Origin of the sequence: Oceanicella sp. SM1341 (assembly GCF_003448965.1) — a bacterium.
In the GTDB taxonomy this organism is placed as follows: Bacteria; Pseudomonadota; Alphaproteobacteria; order Rhodobacterales; family Rhodobacteraceae; genus Paroceanicella.
This window is the reverse complement of sequence record NZ_QRGC01000024.1, coordinates 36,326-51,580: the sequence shown is the minus strand read 5'-3', so window position 1 is coordinate 51,580 and position 15,255 is coordinate 36,326. Positions and strand designations below refer to the sequence as shown.

Here is a 15,255-nt window from a genome sequence, read left to right as displayed (position 1 = left end):
GAGAGCGGGCCCCCGGAGCCCCGGCTGCAGGGCTACCGGGCCATTGCCCCCGCCGGCCGCGCGGCCGGGAGATCTCCTGACATCCTGCGCAGAAATCCGAAGCCGTCTTCTATATGCTCCAGGTTCTCTTCCTTCAGTCTGGCGAACGCGGAACGGTCGCCTCGGGAAAGGCGGAGTTTCTCGAACAGTATCCAGTTCTGCGTGAACTTGTCTTGCCCCGGGCCCGAGAGCTTCTCGATCTCGTCGATGATCCCGAGCTTCTCGTCCCTGTCGTCGGCGTTGCGAAGCCTGACGAGCAGGCCGAGCCGGGTGTGGGGGTGCTGGTGGAACTCCGACATCGTGCCCGCGCGCTTCATCTGATCCAGGTCGCGGGAATAGCCGAAATAGTCGAAGTCGGTCGCGTAGAGTTCCCGGACCCTCGACACCGTTTCGGAGTTGTCGAAGAAGGAGGATGCCTTTTTCCTCGCGCCCGTGCCGTGGGGCGCGCGCTTCTCGATCTCGCCGCCCTCGACCTCCAGGAAGCGGGCGAAAACCTTCGGCAGGTCCTGGTCCATGCTTTCCAGATGACCGACGAAGTTGGGCCGGATGAACGGATACATCAGGTTGAGATGCTGAGGCTTCCAGTGCGGATCGAGGCGCTCGGGGCGATCGGCGTGAATGAGCTCCACGAACGCGTCGAAGCTCACCTCGGCATCGTCGGAAAGGCCGTAACGCTTTGAAAACCAGCGCCAGACGTCCTTGCGGTTTCCCGCGATCTTGTCGAGATACCCGGACACGAGGCGCGTGTAGGGGTTTCGGACAAAGGTGAATATGTTGGCCGCTTCCGCCCAGCCGAGATACCTGATCGCCGTCCTGAACGGCGATGCTTCGAGATCGTGGACATCCGTCTCGCGATCATAGGTCCGGGGGGAGATCGCTTGCCAGAGGTTGGACTTGATGGTGCTGCAGCCGACCTTCGGATTGTTGAGGTAAATGATATTCTTGCGCTTGTTGGCCCGGATGGTCCGGCGGCTGAAATCTTTCAGCATGCCATTCTCCCTGTTTTCTGCCGCCTGCCTGCGCATGAGCGGCACGTCCCGTGCGAATTTCATGCCCCCGCCGGGGTCGGACAGTGAAAGCCGCTCGGATTTCTGATTCTGTTCGTTCCGATTGACAAACTATTAGCATCTGCCGGGCTGGCGGTCGACGCGTGAAATCCCTGCCGCCCGGCGAAGGGGGCGTGCCGGCTCAGCCGATCACCTTCGCGGTTTTCATCGCCTTGAGCAGGGCGTCGAGCCCCATGGCCTTGCCGGCGCTGGTCTTGGGCGCCTCGATCGCCGTGATGCGCTTGAAGGCGGCGGTCACCAGCACGCGGTCGCGGGCCATGTAGGACTCGGCGAGATCCGCCACCAGGTCCTTCAGCCTGGGATCGGAGGTTCGGGTGAAGCCGCATTTCTCCAGCTTGCGATCGGAGGTGTCCGGCTGCTTGCGCGGCGCGGGCGTGCCGCCGCCGCGCAGCGACTTCACGAGGGCAGGGCCGTCCAGCTGCATGCGCTCGGCCCTCGAGAGCTCCCGCGCGAGGCCCTCCGCCACGGAATCGCGCTTGAGGAAGGCGGCGATCATCAGCTCCTCCAGCTTCGCCACGTTCTTCACCCCGAGGTTCCTTGCCACGGTGCGGGGCGAGCCCATCTTGCTCCTGGCCAGCGCCCGCGCCTTCTTCTCGTGATGGGCGAGAAAGGCGGGGCGCTTGAAGAACGCCGGGATGATGCTGTCGTCGAAATCCCGCTTCAGCTTCACGGTGAGCAGCTGGATGATGCCGCCCCAGAGGCGCGGGTCGTCGCTGCCGCCGTTCCGCAGCAGGTCGCGCACATGGGCGTCGATGCGGTTGCCGGCATTGACGGGGTAGTCGGCCTGTGGGCTGAGATATTGCACGTAGACTTCCGAGGGCCGGGGCGGGCTGATGAGAAAGCGCAGCATGTTCTTGAAAATCTCGAACTTCTGGATGTCCTCGATGAGCACATCGAGAAGTTCGCGGTCGCGCAGCATCTCTGCGATCTTGTCCTTGTAGCTGATGCCTTCGATCTTCATCGCCATTCTCGTCTCTCCTCCGGGATAAGCGCCGGCACCGGGCAGGGGTGCGGGCGCCTGGCTGCGCGGTCCTTCGCGGGGTAGGTGCCGCTGCGCGGAGAAAAGGTTCGGACGCGGGGGGAATGCCCGGGCGGCGCGCCGCATCCTTGTGGCGCGGTGCGCCCGCCGGTCAGGCCTGGAGGTCGTGCCCCCGCTCGGGGCAGGCAGAGGCGAGCGCGGCGGCGCGCTCCGCCGCGGGCGTTGGCCTGCTGCCTGAGCGCCTTCGCCTCCATGCCGCGCCGGCCGGGCTCTGCTCGCGCAGGCGCGCTGCCGGGAGTGCCGCGTACATGCCGGCAATGCCCGATCCCGCGATGAGCATTCGCGTTTGCAGGGCATTTGACCTTCTGGGTGGACGGCGGAGCTTCCGCCGCGGCCAGGCCTGCGCGGCTCCGGGGCAGATCCTCGCCCGCACCGGCCCGCCCCGACAGCTGTGCCCGCCGTCGCGCCGGGGCCGGGTTCGCGAGGCCGGCCCCATTCCCGGCAGGGGGCGCACCCTCCCCGAAGACAGCGTGCCGTGCCGCCGGGCGGCGGCTCCCCGGCCCGGGGGGCTATCTCCCGGCGGCCGGCGGGGGGGCGGCGGCCCGGCGCAGCCGCAGCAGCCGCCCGAGGTACACGCGGTCGATCTCCACCGCGCCGGCGCGCAGCGCGAGGCGGCGCCGGGACCGGGAGATGTCGAAATGTTCCTGGTACGTTCCGGGCTTCTGGATCCGGCCCGCGTCCAGCCCGATCAGCGTCGCCATGGCGAGCAGCTCCTCCGTGCTGTCGGCCAGCATGTGGCACAGCGTGAACCGCCCCACCCGGGCGCGCATGTCATCGACGTAGACGGCCATCGGCCTCCCCTGTCCGGACAGATCGTACCGGGCGGTGGCGGCCCGCCCCGGGGCCGGGACGAACCGGCTCCGGGCGCGCGGGCCCGCCGCCGCCGCTGGCGCTGATATGGGGATCGGGCGTGCCGGGGCAAACACCCAGGCGGATGCGCGGCGCACCGGAGGGATGCGCCGCGCCGGGGGCCGCCAGGGGCGGGCCCGGGTCAGACGATGAAGTCGTAGCTGTCGAGGGCGCCCAGCTGGGTGTTCTCCAGCGTCAGGCTGTTGCCGTGGCCGAAGTCGATCACCACGTCGTAGCCCACCTGCTCGGCGGCGGCGTAGACATCGGCGTAGCTGTCGTAGCCACCCGGGACGTCGAGGCGGATGACATCGGTGCCGGCCTCGAAATCGGTGATCCGGTCATGGCCCGCGTTGAAGTGGAACACGTCCGCTCCCGCGCCGCCGGTCATCAGGTCGTCGCCCACGCCGCCCTTGAGCACGTCGTCTCCCGCGCCGCCGATGAGCGTGTCGTCGCCCTTGCCGCCGAGCGCCACCAGCTTGATGGAACCTGCGTAGAGATCGCTCGCGTCGATCACGTCGTCACCGCCGAGGCCGTTCACCACCAGTTTCTCGGTGTTGCGGATGTCGAGGGTGAACTGGCCGAGGTTGGTGCGGGCGAAATCGACATTCGCACCGTCCGTGGCGATCTCGAAGATGTCGCCGGCGCCCTCGGCGCCCTCGACCACGGCGGTGTCGAAGCCGTTGCCGCCGTCCATCAGGTCGGAGCCGTCGCCGTTGTCCCATTCCATCGTGTCGCGGCCGTTGCCGCCGTACATCTCGTCGTTGCCGACCTCGCCCTCGAGATGGTCGTTGCCGGCCCCGCCCTTGAGCACGTCGTCTCCGGCGCCGCCGATGATGGTGTCGTTGCCCTCGCCGCCGAGGGCGACAAGCTTGATGGACCCGGCCGCGAGGCCGCTCGCGTCGATCACGTCGTCGCCGCCGAGCCCGTCGACCACCAGTTTCTCGGTGTTGCGGATGTCGAGGGTGAACTGGCCGAGGTTGGTGCGGGCGAAGTCGACATTCGCACCGTCGGTGGCGATCTCGAAGATGTCGCCGGCGCCCTCGGCACCCTCGACCACGGCGGTGTCGAAGCCGTTGCCGCCGTCCATCAGGTCGGAGCCGTCGCCGTTGTCCCACTCCATCGTGTCGCGGCCGTTGCCGCCGTACATCTCGTCGTTGCCGACCTCGCCCTCGAGGTGGTCGTCGCCCGAGCCGCCGTAGAGCAGGTCGGCGCCCGCGCCGCCGATGAGCGTGTCGTTGCCCTCGCCGCCGTAGGCGAGGAGCTTGATGGACCCGGCTTCCAGGCCGCTCGCGTCGATGATGTCGTCGCCGCCCAGCCCGTTCACGATCATCCGCTCGGTGCTGCCGATGTCGAGCGAGAAGGGGCCGAAATTGACCCGTTCGAACAGCACGCGGTCCCCCACGGTGGTGATGTGGAATTCGTCGCCGCCGGTGGAGGAGCCGTTGGCCTCGGCGGTGTCGTAGCCCTCGCCGCCCTCCATCACGTCGGAGCCGTCGCCGTTGTTCCAGACCATCCGGTCATTGCCACGGCCGCCCAGCATCACGTCGTTGCCGGTGTCGCCCACGAGCCTGTCGTTGCCGTCCTCGCCCGCGAGGACATCGTCACCCGCACCGCCGAAGAGATCGTCGTCGCCGCCACCGCCGAGCACGACGTCGTCGCCGGCCAGGGCGTCGAGCCGCTCGTCACTGCCATCACCTGCGAGAACCTCCGCAGCATCGGTACCGAAAATTTGCTTCTTGGTCATGTCTGGGCTCCATCGAGAAATCCGGCCAGCCCCGTCATGGTGCTGACGGTGTTTGGTCCGCGCCGGGGGGCGATGGGTTCAGAAAAATTAATTCGATTTGGAAGAATGAGGAAAGTCAACAGGTTGCCGGTCACCCGCCCCGGTGCCAGGTGCTGCGCCGGGGCGGGCGTCGCCGGTCAGGTGAGCGAGACGGCCTCGCGCATCATCGCGAGATAGCGCTCCTCCGAGCTCTCGCGCCGCGCCGTCACCCAAGCGCGGATGCCCTCGGTCGCGACATAGCGCAGCCGGCCCGTGGGGTCGGTCGCGGCCTGCAGGATCACCTCCGCCACCTCGTCCGGGGTGCCCTGGCTGCGGCTCTGCGCGATGGCCCGGAACACCTGTGCGGCGCGCTCGTGCAGGGGAGCGTAGTCCTCGATCGGCCGGCTTCCCTGCGCCTCGGTCGCGGCCCGCTCACCGAAGCGCGTGGAGGTGACACCGCCGGGCTCGACCAGCCGCACCCGGATGCCGAAGGGCTCGACCTCGTGCATGAGCGCCTCCGAAAATCCCTCCACGGCGAATTTCGATGCGGCGTAGAGCGGGATCAGCGGCAGGCCGAACACCCCGCCGCCGGACGTGACGTTCACGATGCAGCCGGAGCGGCGCGCGCGCATGTGCGGCAGGATCGCCCGGGTGACGGCCATCAGGCCGAAGACGTTCACCTCGAACTGCCGGCGCATCTGCGCCTCGGTGCTCTCCTCGAAGAAGCCGTGCAGGCCGTAGCCCGCGTTGTTGACCACGGCGTCGATGGCGCCGAAGCGCTCGATGCCGGCGGCAATGGCGGCGGAGATGCTCTCGGGGTCCTCCACGTCGAGACGGGTGACCATCACCCCGGCGGGAAACTCCGGTGCCGCCTCCGGGCGGCGCAGGGTGGCGATGACGCTCCAGCCCTCGGCGGCGAAGCGGCGCACGGCGGCCTCGCCGAAGCCCGAGGAACATCCGGTGATCAGTACGGTTTTCACGGCAACCTCCTTTGAATGCAGCCTGCGCCTCATGTATGCCGGGCCGGTGTGCCGATAAGTGCATCAAGATGGCATTCCCAAGTGCATATGGTGGAACAATGTCCGATATCTCCCTGGCCGACCTGCGGCTGCTGGAAGCCATCCTGCAGGAGGGCAGTTTCCGCGGCGCGGCGCAGCGGCTCGACCTGCCGCCCTCCACGCTGAGCCGGCGGGTGTCCGGGCTGGAGCGGCGGCTGGGCCTGCGCATGTTCCGCCGCACCACGCGCAGCCTGTCCCCGACACCCGAGGGGCTGGGCTTTCTGGGCCGCGTGCTGCCGGCCCTGCGCGACATCGAGGCGGCGGTGCGCGGCGCGGCGGAAGCGCGCGACGTGCCCGGCGGGCTGCTGCGCATCAACGGCACCGAGCCGGGGTTCCGCCTGCTCATGCCCGCCGTCCGCACCTTCCTGGAGCTCCATCCGCAGGTCGAGCTGGATCTCGTCATCGACGGGCTGCTCTCCGACATCGTCGCGGGCGGGTTCGATGCCGGGTTGCGCCTGGCCGAGGCGGTGCCCCAGGACATGGTCGCCGTGCCCGTCGGCCCGGCGCAGCGCTTCGTCGTGGTGGGGGCGCCGGGCTATCTCGCCCGGCGGGGCCGGCCCGCGGTGCCGGGCGATCTCGCGGCGCATGACTGCATCCGCTCGCGCCTGCCCTCGGGGCGGGTGCTGGCCTGGGAATTCGCCGTGGCCGGGCGCCCGCTCAGCCTGGCGGTCACGGGGCGGCTCACGCTCGGCAGCACCGATCTCGCGTGCCAGGCTGCGCGTGAAGGGCTCGGCCTGGCCTATGTCAACGACAGCTCCGCCGCCGCAGATCTCGCCTCCGGCGCGCTGGAGGAGCTGCTCTGCGACTGGTGCCCGCCCTTCGAGGGCCTGCGCCTCTACTACCCGCGCCACAGGGTGGGCTCGGCAACGCTCTCGGCCTTCGTCGCCTGCCTGCGCCGGCAGCCGCGGGCAGAGTGAGCCCCGCGAGGCGGGAAGAAGGGGAAAACTGCCGGTGGGTTAGGGGAATCTTCAGGGCCGTGGCGTCATAGCTGGCTCCTGATGATTTGCCCTGTTCCAGGAGATGTTCCGGTGCCCAGCTTGCCTGCCCTGCTTCTGCTGCCGTTCCTTGCGCTGGGCGCGCTGCCCGCGGGGGCGCAGGTGTCCATCGGCCTTGCGATGGGCAATATCGACACGTTTCAGGCCCGGCTCGTCGAGGGGGTCGAGACCGCCGCGGCGGAGGCGGGCGCCAGCGTCAGTGTCAGCAACGCCGAACTGAGCAGCGAGACGCTGCTCGAGCAGGTGGGCCGTCAGCTCGACAGCGGGATCGACGTGCTGATCGTCGTGCTCACCGACAGCGACACCGGGCCCCGGGTGACCGAGCTCGCGCAGGCGCGGGGCACGCCCGTGGTCTTCGCCAACAGCGAGCCCGCGAACCTGCGCGACCTGCCCTCGTCGCAGGTCTACGTGGGGTCCGACGAGCGGGTTTCGGGCACGCTCCAGGCGCAGGAGGTGTGCCGCCTGCTCGGGGGGAAGGGGCGCGTCGGCCTGATGACCGGCGAGCTCACCCATCCCGCGGCGCGGCAGCGCACCGTCGACGTGCACGAGGTGGTTGCCGGCGCGGATTGCGCCGGGCTCGAACTGGTGGAGCAGCAATCTGCCCTGTGGTCACGCGATTATGGCGCCGAGGTGATGCGCGAATGGCTGGCGGCGGGGATCACCCTCGATGCTGTCATCGCCAACAACGACGAGATGGCCCTCGGCGCGATCCTCGCGCTGCAGGAGGCGCAGGTCCACCCGGACGATATCGTCGTCGCCGGGGTCGACGCGACCGCCCCCGCGCTGGAGGCGATGCGCGCCGGCACGCTCGACGTGACCGTTCTGCAGAACGCCCTGGTGCTGGGCACCACCTCGGTGGCGATGGCGCGCCGCCTCGCCGCGGGCGAAGAGGTGGAGCAGGTCAGCTACGTCCCCTTCGAACTCGTCACCCCCGCGAACATCGACCGATATGATCCGCGCTGAGCGCGGGCTCGTGCTGAAAGGAATGCCATGAAACTGAGCAGTCTGGGCATGCAGGCGCGCATCGCGATCGGCTTCGCGCCGCCGCTGGTGATGATGCTCATCCTCGCGCTCGTGGCCTATGCCGGGGTCACGAGCATCAACACCGCCACCGGGAAGTATCTCGAGGCGGCCGGAGATCAGCTCGAGGTCTCCCGCATGGGAGACTGCCTGGCCGGCGCCAATGCCGCCGTGCTGCTGTTCGACCGGCACAGGACGGCCGGCTACGCGGATGAATTCGGCCGCAATGTCGCCTGCATCCGCGAGTATCGCGCGCAGCTTACGGACGACAGCACCGCCGCGCTGGAGACCGATCTCGCCGCCTACGAGGAAGCCTTTGCCCGCTTCGTGGCGCTCGATGCCCGCAAGTCGCTCGTGCGCGACAAGGCGCTGGATTTCGGACCCTGGGCCGGTGTCGCGCTGCAGGACATCATCCGGACCGCCTACCGGAACGGCAATGCCGCGGCGATGCTGGCCGCCACCGGCATGGGCAACGAGCTGAACCGCTCGCTCACGCTGGTCGAGCGCTTCCTGCGCGCCGAGGACCTGGGCGCCGAAACCGCCGCTCAGGCGCGCATCGCAGCCGCGGCCGCCGCGCTGGAGCAGCTCTCCGGGGCGCTGGGCCCCGGGCTGCAGGGCGCGCGCCTCGCGATCGTGGGCACGCTGATCGAAAACTACCGCGCCCGGCTCGGCGAGGCTCGCGCGCTGATGGAGCAGGAGATCGCCGCGCGCGACCGCGTGCTCGATACCCTCGCGCCCGCCCTCCGCACCCAGTTCCTCGACATCAAGACCGCGCTGGGCCGCACGCAGGAGACGCTCGGCAGCCAGACCGTCGCCACCGCGAACGCGATCGGCACCCGGGTCACGCTGATCACCGTGGGCGTGCTGGCGGGCTCGCTGCTGCTCTCCTGGCTTATCGGCCGCTGGATCGCCCGTGCCGTGGGCGACATGGCCGACACCATGCGCGAGATCGCCGACGGCAACACCGCGGTCACGGTTCGCGGCGCCGAGCACCAGCACCAGCTCGGGGCCATGGCCCGCTCGCTCATCGTGTTCCAGGAGAACGCGCGCGCCCGCGCAGCCGCCGAGGAGGAGTCGCAGCGCGCCCGGGACGCCGCCGAGGCCACCCGCCTTCGCCAGGAAGAGGACCGCGCCCGCCAGGAGGAAGAGCGCGCCCACGCCGCTGCCGTGACCCGCGATGCGCTCGAGACCATCGCCGCGGCGCTGGAACGGCTGTCGCGCGGCGACCTCACCGTGCGCATCGGCGCTATCGACAGCTCCTACGATGCGATGCGGCGCGCCTTCAACGAGACCATGGTACGGCTCGAGGACACGATGGGCCGGATCAAGTCCTCCAGCACATCGATGCTCGGTTCGACCGCGGGGATCGTGGACAGTGCGCAGGAACTGTCGTCCCGGGCCGAGAGCCAGGCCTCCTCGCTGGAGGAGACCGCCGCCACGATGGAAGAGATGTCCGCCAGCGTGAAGACCACGGCGGAGAGCGCCGAGCAGGTCAAGGGCGCCGCTCTCGAAGCCGCCGGCCGCGCCCGGCGCGGCAGCGGCGTGGTCTCCGAGGCGGTGCAGGCGATGGGACGCATCGAGGAGAGCTCGGCCAAGGTCACCAACATCATCGACGCGATCGATTCCATCGCCTTCCAGACCAATCTGCTGGCGCTCAACGCGGCTGTGGAGGCCGCGCGGGCAGGGGAGGCCGGCAAGGGCTTCGCCGTCGTCGCCTCCGAGGTGCGCACTCTCGCCCAACGCGCGGCCGAGGCCGCCAAGGACATCGCGGGCCTGATCCGTGACAGTTCGGGTCATGTCTCGGTCGGGGCCAAGCTGGTGCGGGAAGCGGGGGATGCGCTGCTCGAGATCCGCGAGGCCATCGAGACCGTGGCCACGCGGGTGGCCGACATCAGTTCCGCGGCGCGCGAACAGTCCGCCGGGGTGGAGGAGATCACCACCACGGTGACGCATCTCGACTCGCTCACCCAGCAGAACTCGGCCCTTGCCGAGCAGAGCGCCGCAGATGCCCGCAGCCTCGGCGCCGATGCCGACGAACTGGGAAAGCTGATGGCCTACTTTACCGTGCACGCCCCCGGCGCGACCCGGCACGAGGCGGCCTGACCCCGGGGCCGCAAGCTCCTCCGGCACGGTCGCCCGCCGCGGCCCGTATCGCGCCCGAACGTGCGAGCAGGGTCGCGACGGGGAGGCGCACAGGATGAACCGGCCCATCCGGTGTTCCCGGAACGCAAGGGCGGGCGTGACGGCCATGGCAAGGCGGCGGCGCGGACGGTTGCACATGTCCTGGTCGGCGGGCGTCGCTGCGGGGGGGCGACACGCACTGCGAGGCTGGCCGGGATCCGCAGCAGCCCGGATCGAGTGCATCAGGCGAATGCTTGCATGAGCGGTGGCAGCCAATGGCGAATGTGGGGGGAGAAAAGCTCATCCGAGGGCTTCCCGCGCGGTGAGCCTGCCACCATCGATGGGGGCCTCCGGCCCGGGCTGCAGGCACGCGGGCCGGTGCGCGGACCTCTCAGCCGGTGCGATGCCGGTGGCGGGTAGGTGGGAGCTCCGGCGCTCACAACACCCAGAGGCGCAGCGGCATCCATATCCCCATCGCCACCATCATCAGGTTCTCGGTGAGGGAGACGAAGCCGAGCGGCACCCGGCTGCTGCCGCCCACGCAGGCGCATCGGATCTCCCGCTTGTCGACATAGACCGCCTTGAAGACCGAGATCGCGCCCACCGCGCCGATGAACAGCGCGACCGGGGCGGAGAGCCAGGTGAGCAGGCCGGCGATCATCAGGATACCGGCCCCGGTCTCGGCATAGGGGTAGACATAGCCGTAGCGCACCCAGCGGCGGGCCAGCAGGTCGTAGTTGAGGAACATGGTGGAAAAGCTCTCCACGTCCTGCAGCTTCTGCACCCCGAGAAAACACATGGAGATGGCGATGAACCATTCCGCCGCCCGCAGGGTGAGGGGCGTGCCGAAGGCCTCCCAGCTCGCCGCGAGAGCCATCAGGAGCGCCACGCCGAAGATCACGATCACCGGCCTGTAGCTGGTCTCGTCCGGGTCCGGGACGTGCTCGCCGAAATGCTCGCGCAAGGCGTCGTAGCCGCCGATGCGCTCCCCGCCGATGAACACCTGCGGGGTGGTCTCCACCCCGTGCTCACGCTGGAACTCCTCGGTTTCGCGGCGCGTGGTGAGGTGGTGGTCCTCCACCCTGAAACCCTTGCGGCGCAGCAGCGCGCGCGCCTTCAGGCCGAAAGGGCAGAGATGGTCGGGCATCACCATGCGGTGAAGCTCGGCCACGCGGGATGTGTCGTCGGTCATGCGGAGCTCCCTTCGCCTGTCGGTTCCGGGCCGGGGGAGGCGTCTGCGACCTCGAGGGCATGGCTGCGCGTGCTCCCGGCCCCTCACCCGGTCAATGCATCGCCTCCTGCAGCGGTTCCCCGGCCGGGTGAGGGCCGGCGGGCGTCAGAGCGGCCTCGCCCGGCAGCGCACCGGCCGCTGGCCTTCGGCGGCGATCACCGCCTCTTCGCCCTTGCCGCGCAGCTCGTAGCCGCTGCCGGCGTAATGGATGCCGGAGGCGACGCGCACCCCGCGCATCCGCGCCTCGCCCCCGTCGGGCAGGCGGAGCCAGGCAAGGTTCGGCCCGGTCTCGAAGCGCGCGTGCCGGGTGACGCCATCGGCGCAGGAAAAGGTGACGGCGAGGGTGGCGGGCACCTTCGGCGGGCTGGTGTCGGGCTTCTGCTCGTCGGCACAGGCAGCGACGGTGAGCGCCGCGGCGAGCGACAGGCAGGCGAGGGGAGGAAAACGCATCTGGGGCTCCACGGGTCACGGGTCCGGCGCGCCGCCCGGGGGTGGGGCGCCGCGGGCCAAGCATAGACGACCCGCCGGCGCTGGCCAGCCCGGCCCGGCAGGTTCGGCGGGCGGCGCAGAAAAGGCTTTGAGCCCCGCCCGCCCTGCGGCTTAATGGGCACAATGCGGCCCGAACGGCCCACCGGCGGGTGGGCCGCGACGACGGAAGGGGAACGGCGATGTTGAGACACCTGGGCCCTGTCCTTCTCGGTGCGTCGCTCTTCGCCGGCCCGGCCGCCGCGCAGGTGACGGTGCCGGAGCTGCGCGAGGCCTTCCGGAATGCGGCGCGCGAGACCGACCTGGTGAGCGGCCTGCTCGCGCTCACCGTGTTCGGTGCCACGCCGGGCATCAGCACCGCGACCTTCGATGTCGACGACGGCGACGAGTTCAGCACCTACCGCATCTCGCCCTCGCGCGCCTTCGACGCCGGCTTCACCGGCGCGCGGGTCTATCTCGAGGGCAGCCTGGGCTATCTCGCCGGCGGGCAGGGCGAGGACATCTCCATAGAAGTGGCCGAACCCACGCGGGTGGGCTTCGACTTCACCACCTTCAGCGCGCTGGGCGGGGCCGGGCTGGAATTCGACCTTGCGCAGGGCACCGTGCTGCGGCCCATCCTGCTCGCCGGCTACTCCTACACCGATGTCGACGCCGAGTTCAGCGGCCCGGAGGCCGGCCTGCTCAGCGCCGCCGGCAAGGGCATCCTGTGGGACGCGCACCTGCACAATTTCATCTTCGGCGGCGCGCTCGCCCTGCAGCATGACGAGAGCTTCGCCGGCGACCTGAACCTGCAGGCGCGCATGCGCTACACCCACTACGTCGCGCGCAGCTTCTCGGCCACGGACAGCGTCCTGGTCGGCACACGCGACTTCGGCGTGCTGGTGGGCGCGGCGGAGCTCGACGGCCCCACGGGGCTGAACGTCGTCGGCCGGCAGCTGCGCTGGATCGGCTTCACGACCGGCACCTTCCTGCCCGGGCGCAGCGACGCGCTGGGCTTCAACTATTTCGTCGAGCTCGGCGGCGGGTTGGAGCTGGTCGACCCGGACATGGTGAGCGGCGTCGAGGGCGTGAGCCTGCGCGGCTCGGGCCTGCTGGGCAACGGTGTCTACGGCTGGAGCCTGGGTCTGTCGCTGGAGTTCTGAGCGGGAGGAGACCGCCGCCGCCGCCTGCGCCGGCGGCGCAGCAGCAGCACGAGGACGAGTGCCGACGCGGCGAGGCCGAGGCCCGCGAGCACCGGATGCGCGCCTGCGAGCCCGGAGACCCCGCCCACCGCCTTCCCCGGCGCGGCGAGCACCGAGAGAAGGCCGAAGACGAAGCCGGTCGCCGCCAGAATGCCGTCGAGCAACGCCGCGAGGGCGGAGATCAGGTCTGCCATGCGCAAGCGCCTCCCCAGCGCAATCGGGCCGCGGTTGCGCGCGGCGCCGTGCGGGACTGCACATCGGGACGCGGGCGCGGCCCGTCAAGCCGGCGCCCCCCGGGCGAGGCTCAGCTGTGGTCTTCGGGCACCGCGGTGCGGTCGTATTCGCGCTGGCCCAGCATGCTGGCGGGTGCAGCGGGACCGGAGCCGAGCTCGTCCTCCGGGATACGGGTGCCGCGCCGCGGCAGGCCGGCGATGCGTCGGCGCACCGCCTCGGCGGTGCCCGCCGGCAGCCAGCCCCGCGCCGCGGCATCCTCGGCCATGGTCACGGTATCGGCGGCGAGCACCAGGTGCGAGCCTGCCTCCCGGATCGCGGCGCCGAGACGGCCGATCTCGGAGGCCCGGCCGGCGTGGCCGGGCGAGACGTCGCGGATGTAGACCGCGAGCACCCGGTCGCCATGCTCGGCCACGATGTCGGCATAGACCTCGGGGTCGTGCTGGCCGCTGTCACCGATCAGGATGAAGGGCAGCTTCGGGTAGAGCGCCATCATGCGCTCGATCACCTCGCGCTTGTGATCCTCCGCCCGGCGCGGCAGCGGGCTGCGCCAGGTGATGCCCCATTCGCGCAGGAACAGGATCGGGCCCACCGGGATGCGGTGGCGGCGGAAGAAGGTGTCGAGGATGTCGTAGATCCCCCAGGGCGCGCGCGAGACATAGAGCATCGGGTTGGCCTCGGTGCCGCCCGGCCCGGCGTGGAAGGCGCGGTACAGCACGGAAACGCCGGGGAAGGCGGTGCGGCTCTCGGCGTCCTGAACGAAGAGCCGCCACATCATCGCCACCTTGTTGGCGACACCGGTATGCATCACCGTGTCGTCGATGTCCGAGACCACGGCGAAGCGCGCCTGAGCCGGGGGCACGAAGACATCGGCGACCGCCTCGGCGCCCTGCGGGCCCTCGAGCGCGAGGTCGAGCGTGTGCCAGAGCCGGCCCTCGGGCAGGGGGGTGGCGGGGGCGATCTCGAGGTGGAAGTAGCCGTCGGCGTCGGTTTCCACCAGCGTCTCGGCGCCGTAGAAGCTGCCCCGGACCGTGGCGCCGGGCACCGAGCGGCGCATGAGGCGGCGGGCCACGTCGCGCAGGTTTCCCCAGAGATCCCAGCTGCCGCGCGCCGTGCGCCCCGAGGACTGGCGGAAGACGCGGCCGATGAGCAGCACCCGCTCCGCCGTGCCGCAGCCGCGGTAGGCCTGGATGACGAGGCCGCGCCGGGCCCGGGCGCGCCGGGCAGGGCGGCCGAGCAGGTAGAGGGCCTCGCGCAGGGCGTGCATCAGCTTCGAGAAGATCATTGCGCGGTGGGCTCTCCTGAGGTTGCGGGCGCGTGGCGGCCCCGGGGTGCGCCGCGCGCGGCCCCGTCGGGGCCGGCCCCCCGTTTCGCCCGTCACGGCGCGCAGTTCAAGCACTTAAGGGTTCAGGCGGTGGCGGGAAGCCCGGCCTGCATCAACCGGCCGAAGCCGGCGGCCGGCGTCGTGTCGAGCCCGGCGAGCCGTGCCATGTGCCACGCCAGCGCCAGGTTCGACGAGATGACCGGCACCCCGAGGGTGGCCTCTGCGGCGGCGATCACGTCGATCGTGCGCAGGTTGGTGCAGGAGAGGAACACCGCATCGCAGCTCTGCGCCCCGCCGGTGGCGATGGCCGCCTCGAGCACGGAGGCGGGGTGGATGCGCGCCACTTTCGCTTCCTCCGCCTCCTCGAAGGAGCCGAACCCCGCGATGGCGAGCCCGTGGGCCTCGAGGGCCGCGCGCATGGCGGCGGAAACCTCGGCCACGTAGGGCGTGACGAACCCCAGCCGGCGCACGCCGAGCGCGTCGCAGGCGGCCATCACCGCGCTGATCGGGTTGGTGACCTGCCTCGCGGTGGAACTGCCGCGCACCAGTTCGGCCACCCGCGCCGGCCCGATCACCGTGGCGCCGGAGGTGCAGCCGTAGCCCACCACGTCGAAGTCGATCGACGGCGGCAGGAGGGCGGCGGCGGCCGGCAGGTGCGCCTCCATCCGCGCCAGTGTCCCGGCGCTCACCTCCGCGGCGCTGGGGATGCGCGTGGCATAGAGCGCCGTGCCGTCCACGGGCAGCAGGCGGCGGAATTCCTGCTCGATGGTCTCGTCGGACTGCAGCACGACGAGGCCGAGGCAGGCGCGGTGGCCGAGGGGCGCGTCGAGGCGGTAGGGCAGGGCGGGCATG

14 protein-coding genes are annotated in these 15,255 nt (G+C 70.6%); 4 read left to right on the top strand and 10 right to left on the bottom strand.

The window, feature by feature from the left end; all coding sequences use genetic code 11:
• Nucleotides 1-32: 32 nt before the first annotated feature.
• The 5 genes from D3P35_RS18870 to D3P35_RS18850 all read right to left on the bottom strand — a co-directional run bounded on the left by D3P35_RS18870 (nucleotide 33) and on the right by D3P35_RS18850 (nucleotide 5,736).
• Complete coding sequence (locus D3P35_RS18870) at nucleotides 33-1,028, bottom strand: sulfotransferase family protein (protein WP_157982212.1); 996 nt, start codon at nucleotides 1,026-1,028, stop codon at nucleotides 33-35.
• 199 nt (nucleotides 1,029-1,227) lie between these two features.
• A complete protein-coding gene (locus tag D3P35_RS18865) occupies nucleotides 1,228-2,073 on the bottom strand; it encodes a hypothetical protein (RefSeq protein WP_118136712.1) in 846 nt (281 codons plus the stop codon).
• Nucleotides 2,074-2,654: 581 nt separating this feature from the next.
• Complete coding sequence (locus tag D3P35_RS18860; RefSeq protein ID WP_118136710.1) at nucleotides 2,655-2,936, bottom strand: DUF4031 domain-containing protein; 282 nt, start codon at nucleotides 2,934-2,936, stop codon at nucleotides 2,655-2,657.
• Between the two features lie 200 nt (nucleotides 2,937-3,136).
• Nucleotides 3,137-4,738, bottom strand: coding sequence for a calcium-binding protein (locus D3P35_RS18855; protein WP_118136708.1), 1,602 nt, complete (start codon nucleotides 4,736-4,738; stop codon nucleotides 3,137-3,139).
• Nucleotides 4,739-4,914: 176 nt separating this feature from the next.
• A complete protein-coding gene (locus tag D3P35_RS18850) occupies nucleotides 4,915-5,736 on the bottom strand; it encodes an SDR family oxidoreductase (protein ID WP_198670700.1) in 822 nt (273 codons plus the stop codon).
• 98 nt (nucleotides 5,737-5,834) lie between these two features.
• On the opposite strand from D3P35_RS18850, the gene D3P35_RS18845 reads away from it, so the two are divergent.
• The 3 genes from D3P35_RS18845 (at nucleotide 5,835) to D3P35_RS18835 (ending at nucleotide 9,932) form a co-directional block, all read left to right on the top strand.
• A complete protein-coding gene (locus tag D3P35_RS18845) occupies nucleotides 5,835-6,731 on the top strand; it encodes a LysR family transcriptional regulator (protein ID WP_118136704.1) in 897 nt (298 codons plus the stop codon).
• Between the two features lie 111 nt (nucleotides 6,732-6,842).
• On the top strand, nucleotides 6,843-7,772 hold the full coding sequence (locus D3P35_RS18840) for a substrate-binding domain-containing protein (protein ID WP_157982211.1): 930 nt from the start codon (nucleotides 6,843-6,845) through the stop codon (nucleotides 7,770-7,772).
• 27 nt (nucleotides 7,773-7,799) lie between these two features.
• Nucleotides 7,800-9,932, top strand: a complete 2,133-nt coding sequence (locus D3P35_RS18835) for a methyl-accepting chemotaxis protein (RefSeq protein ID WP_118136700.1) — start codon at nucleotides 7,800-7,802, stop codon at nucleotides 9,930-9,932.
• A gap of 454 nt (nucleotides 9,933-10,386) precedes the next feature.
• On the opposite strand, the gene D3P35_RS18830 is transcribed toward D3P35_RS18835, so the two are convergent.
• Nucleotides 10,387-11,142: a MauE/DoxX family redox-associated membrane protein gene (locus tag D3P35_RS18830; RefSeq protein WP_198670699.1), complete on the bottom strand. Its 756-nt coding sequence runs from the start codon at nucleotides 11,140-11,142 to the stop codon at nucleotides 10,387-10,389.
• Between the two features lie 144 nt (nucleotides 11,143-11,286).
• Nucleotides 11,287-11,631, bottom strand: coding sequence for an MliC family protein (locus tag D3P35_RS18825; protein WP_118136698.1), 345 nt, complete (start codon nucleotides 11,629-11,631; stop codon nucleotides 11,287-11,289).
• 218 nt (nucleotides 11,632-11,849) lie between these two features.
• Here D3P35_RS18825 and D3P35_RS18820 point away from each other — a divergent pair, with 218 nt between their 5' ends.
• Nucleotides 11,850-12,809 carry a hypothetical protein gene (locus tag D3P35_RS18820; RefSeq protein WP_118136696.1) on the top strand — a complete coding sequence of 320 codons (960 nt, stop codon included), beginning with the start codon at nucleotides 11,850-11,852 and terminating at the stop codon, nucleotides 12,807-12,809.
• On the opposite strand, the gene D3P35_RS18815 is transcribed toward D3P35_RS18820, so the two are convergent.
• From D3P35_RS18815 to D3P35_RS18805, 3 genes are all read right to left on the bottom strand, one after another.
• On the bottom strand, nucleotides 12,773-13,042 hold the full coding sequence (locus tag D3P35_RS18815; protein WP_118136694.1) for a hypothetical protein: 270 nt from the start codon (nucleotides 13,040-13,042) through the stop codon (nucleotides 12,773-12,775). The genes D3P35_RS18820 and D3P35_RS18815 overlap by 37 nt on opposite strands.
• A 110-nt stretch (nucleotides 13,043-13,152) precedes the next feature.
• The gene (locus tag D3P35_RS18810; protein ID WP_118136692.1) at nucleotides 13,153-14,364 is read right to left on the bottom strand and encodes an App1 family protein; all 1,212 of its coding nucleotides are present in this window, start codon (nucleotides 14,362-14,364) and stop codon (nucleotides 13,153-13,155) included.
• 122 nt (nucleotides 14,365-14,486) lie between these two features.
• Nucleotides 14,487-15,254 carry an aspartate/glutamate racemase family protein gene (locus D3P35_RS18805; RefSeq protein ID WP_118136690.1) on the bottom strand — a complete coding sequence of 256 codons (768 nt, stop codon included), beginning with the start codon at nucleotides 15,252-15,254 and terminating at the stop codon, nucleotides 14,487-14,489.
• Nucleotide 15,255: the final 1 nt, after the last annotated feature.

Coding starts and splice junctions, on each gene's coding strand:
- D3P35_RS18870 (WP_157982212.1), bottom strand. CDS start 1,028: ATGCTGAAAGATTTCAGCCGCCGGACCATCCGGGCCAACAAGCGCAAG.
- D3P35_RS18865 (WP_118136712.1), bottom strand. CDS start 2,073: ATGGCGATGAAGATCGAAGGCATCAGCTACAAGGACAAGATCGCAGAG.
- D3P35_RS18860 (WP_118136710.1), bottom strand. CDS start 2,936: ATGGCCGTCTACGTCGATGACATGCGCGCCCGGGTGGGGCGGTTCACG.
- D3P35_RS18855 (WP_118136708.1), bottom strand. CDS start 4,738: ATGACCAAGAAGCAAATTTTCGGTACCGATGCTGCGGAGGTTCTCGCA.
- D3P35_RS18845 (WP_118136704.1), top strand. CDS start 5,835: ATGTCCGATATCTCCCTGGCCGACCTGCGGCTGCTGGAAGCCATCCTG.
- D3P35_RS18835 (WP_118136700.1), top strand. CDS start 7,800: ATGAAACTGAGCAGTCTGGGCATGCAGGCGCGCATCGCGATCGGCTTC.
- D3P35_RS18830 (WP_198670699.1), bottom strand. CDS start 11,142: ATGACCGACGACACATCCCGCGTGGCCGAGCTTCACCGCATGGTGATG.
- D3P35_RS18825 (WP_118136698.1), bottom strand. CDS start 11,631: ATGCGTTTTCCTCCCCTCGCCTGCCTGTCGCTCGCCGCGGCGCTCACC.
- D3P35_RS18820 (WP_118136696.1), top strand. CDS start 11,850: ATGTTGAGACACCTGGGCCCTGTCCTTCTCGGTGCGTCGCTCTTCGCC.
- D3P35_RS18815 (WP_118136694.1), bottom strand. CDS start 13,042: ATGGCAGACCTGATCTCCGCCCTCGCGGCGTTGCTCGACGGCATTCTG.
- D3P35_RS18810 (WP_118136692.1), bottom strand. CDS start 14,364: ATGATCTTCTCGAAGCTGATGCACGCCCTGCGCGAGGCCCTCTACCTG.
- D3P35_RS18805 (WP_118136690.1), bottom strand. CDS start 15,254: ATGCCCGCCCTGCCCTACCGCCTCGACGCGCCCCTCGGCCACCGCGCC.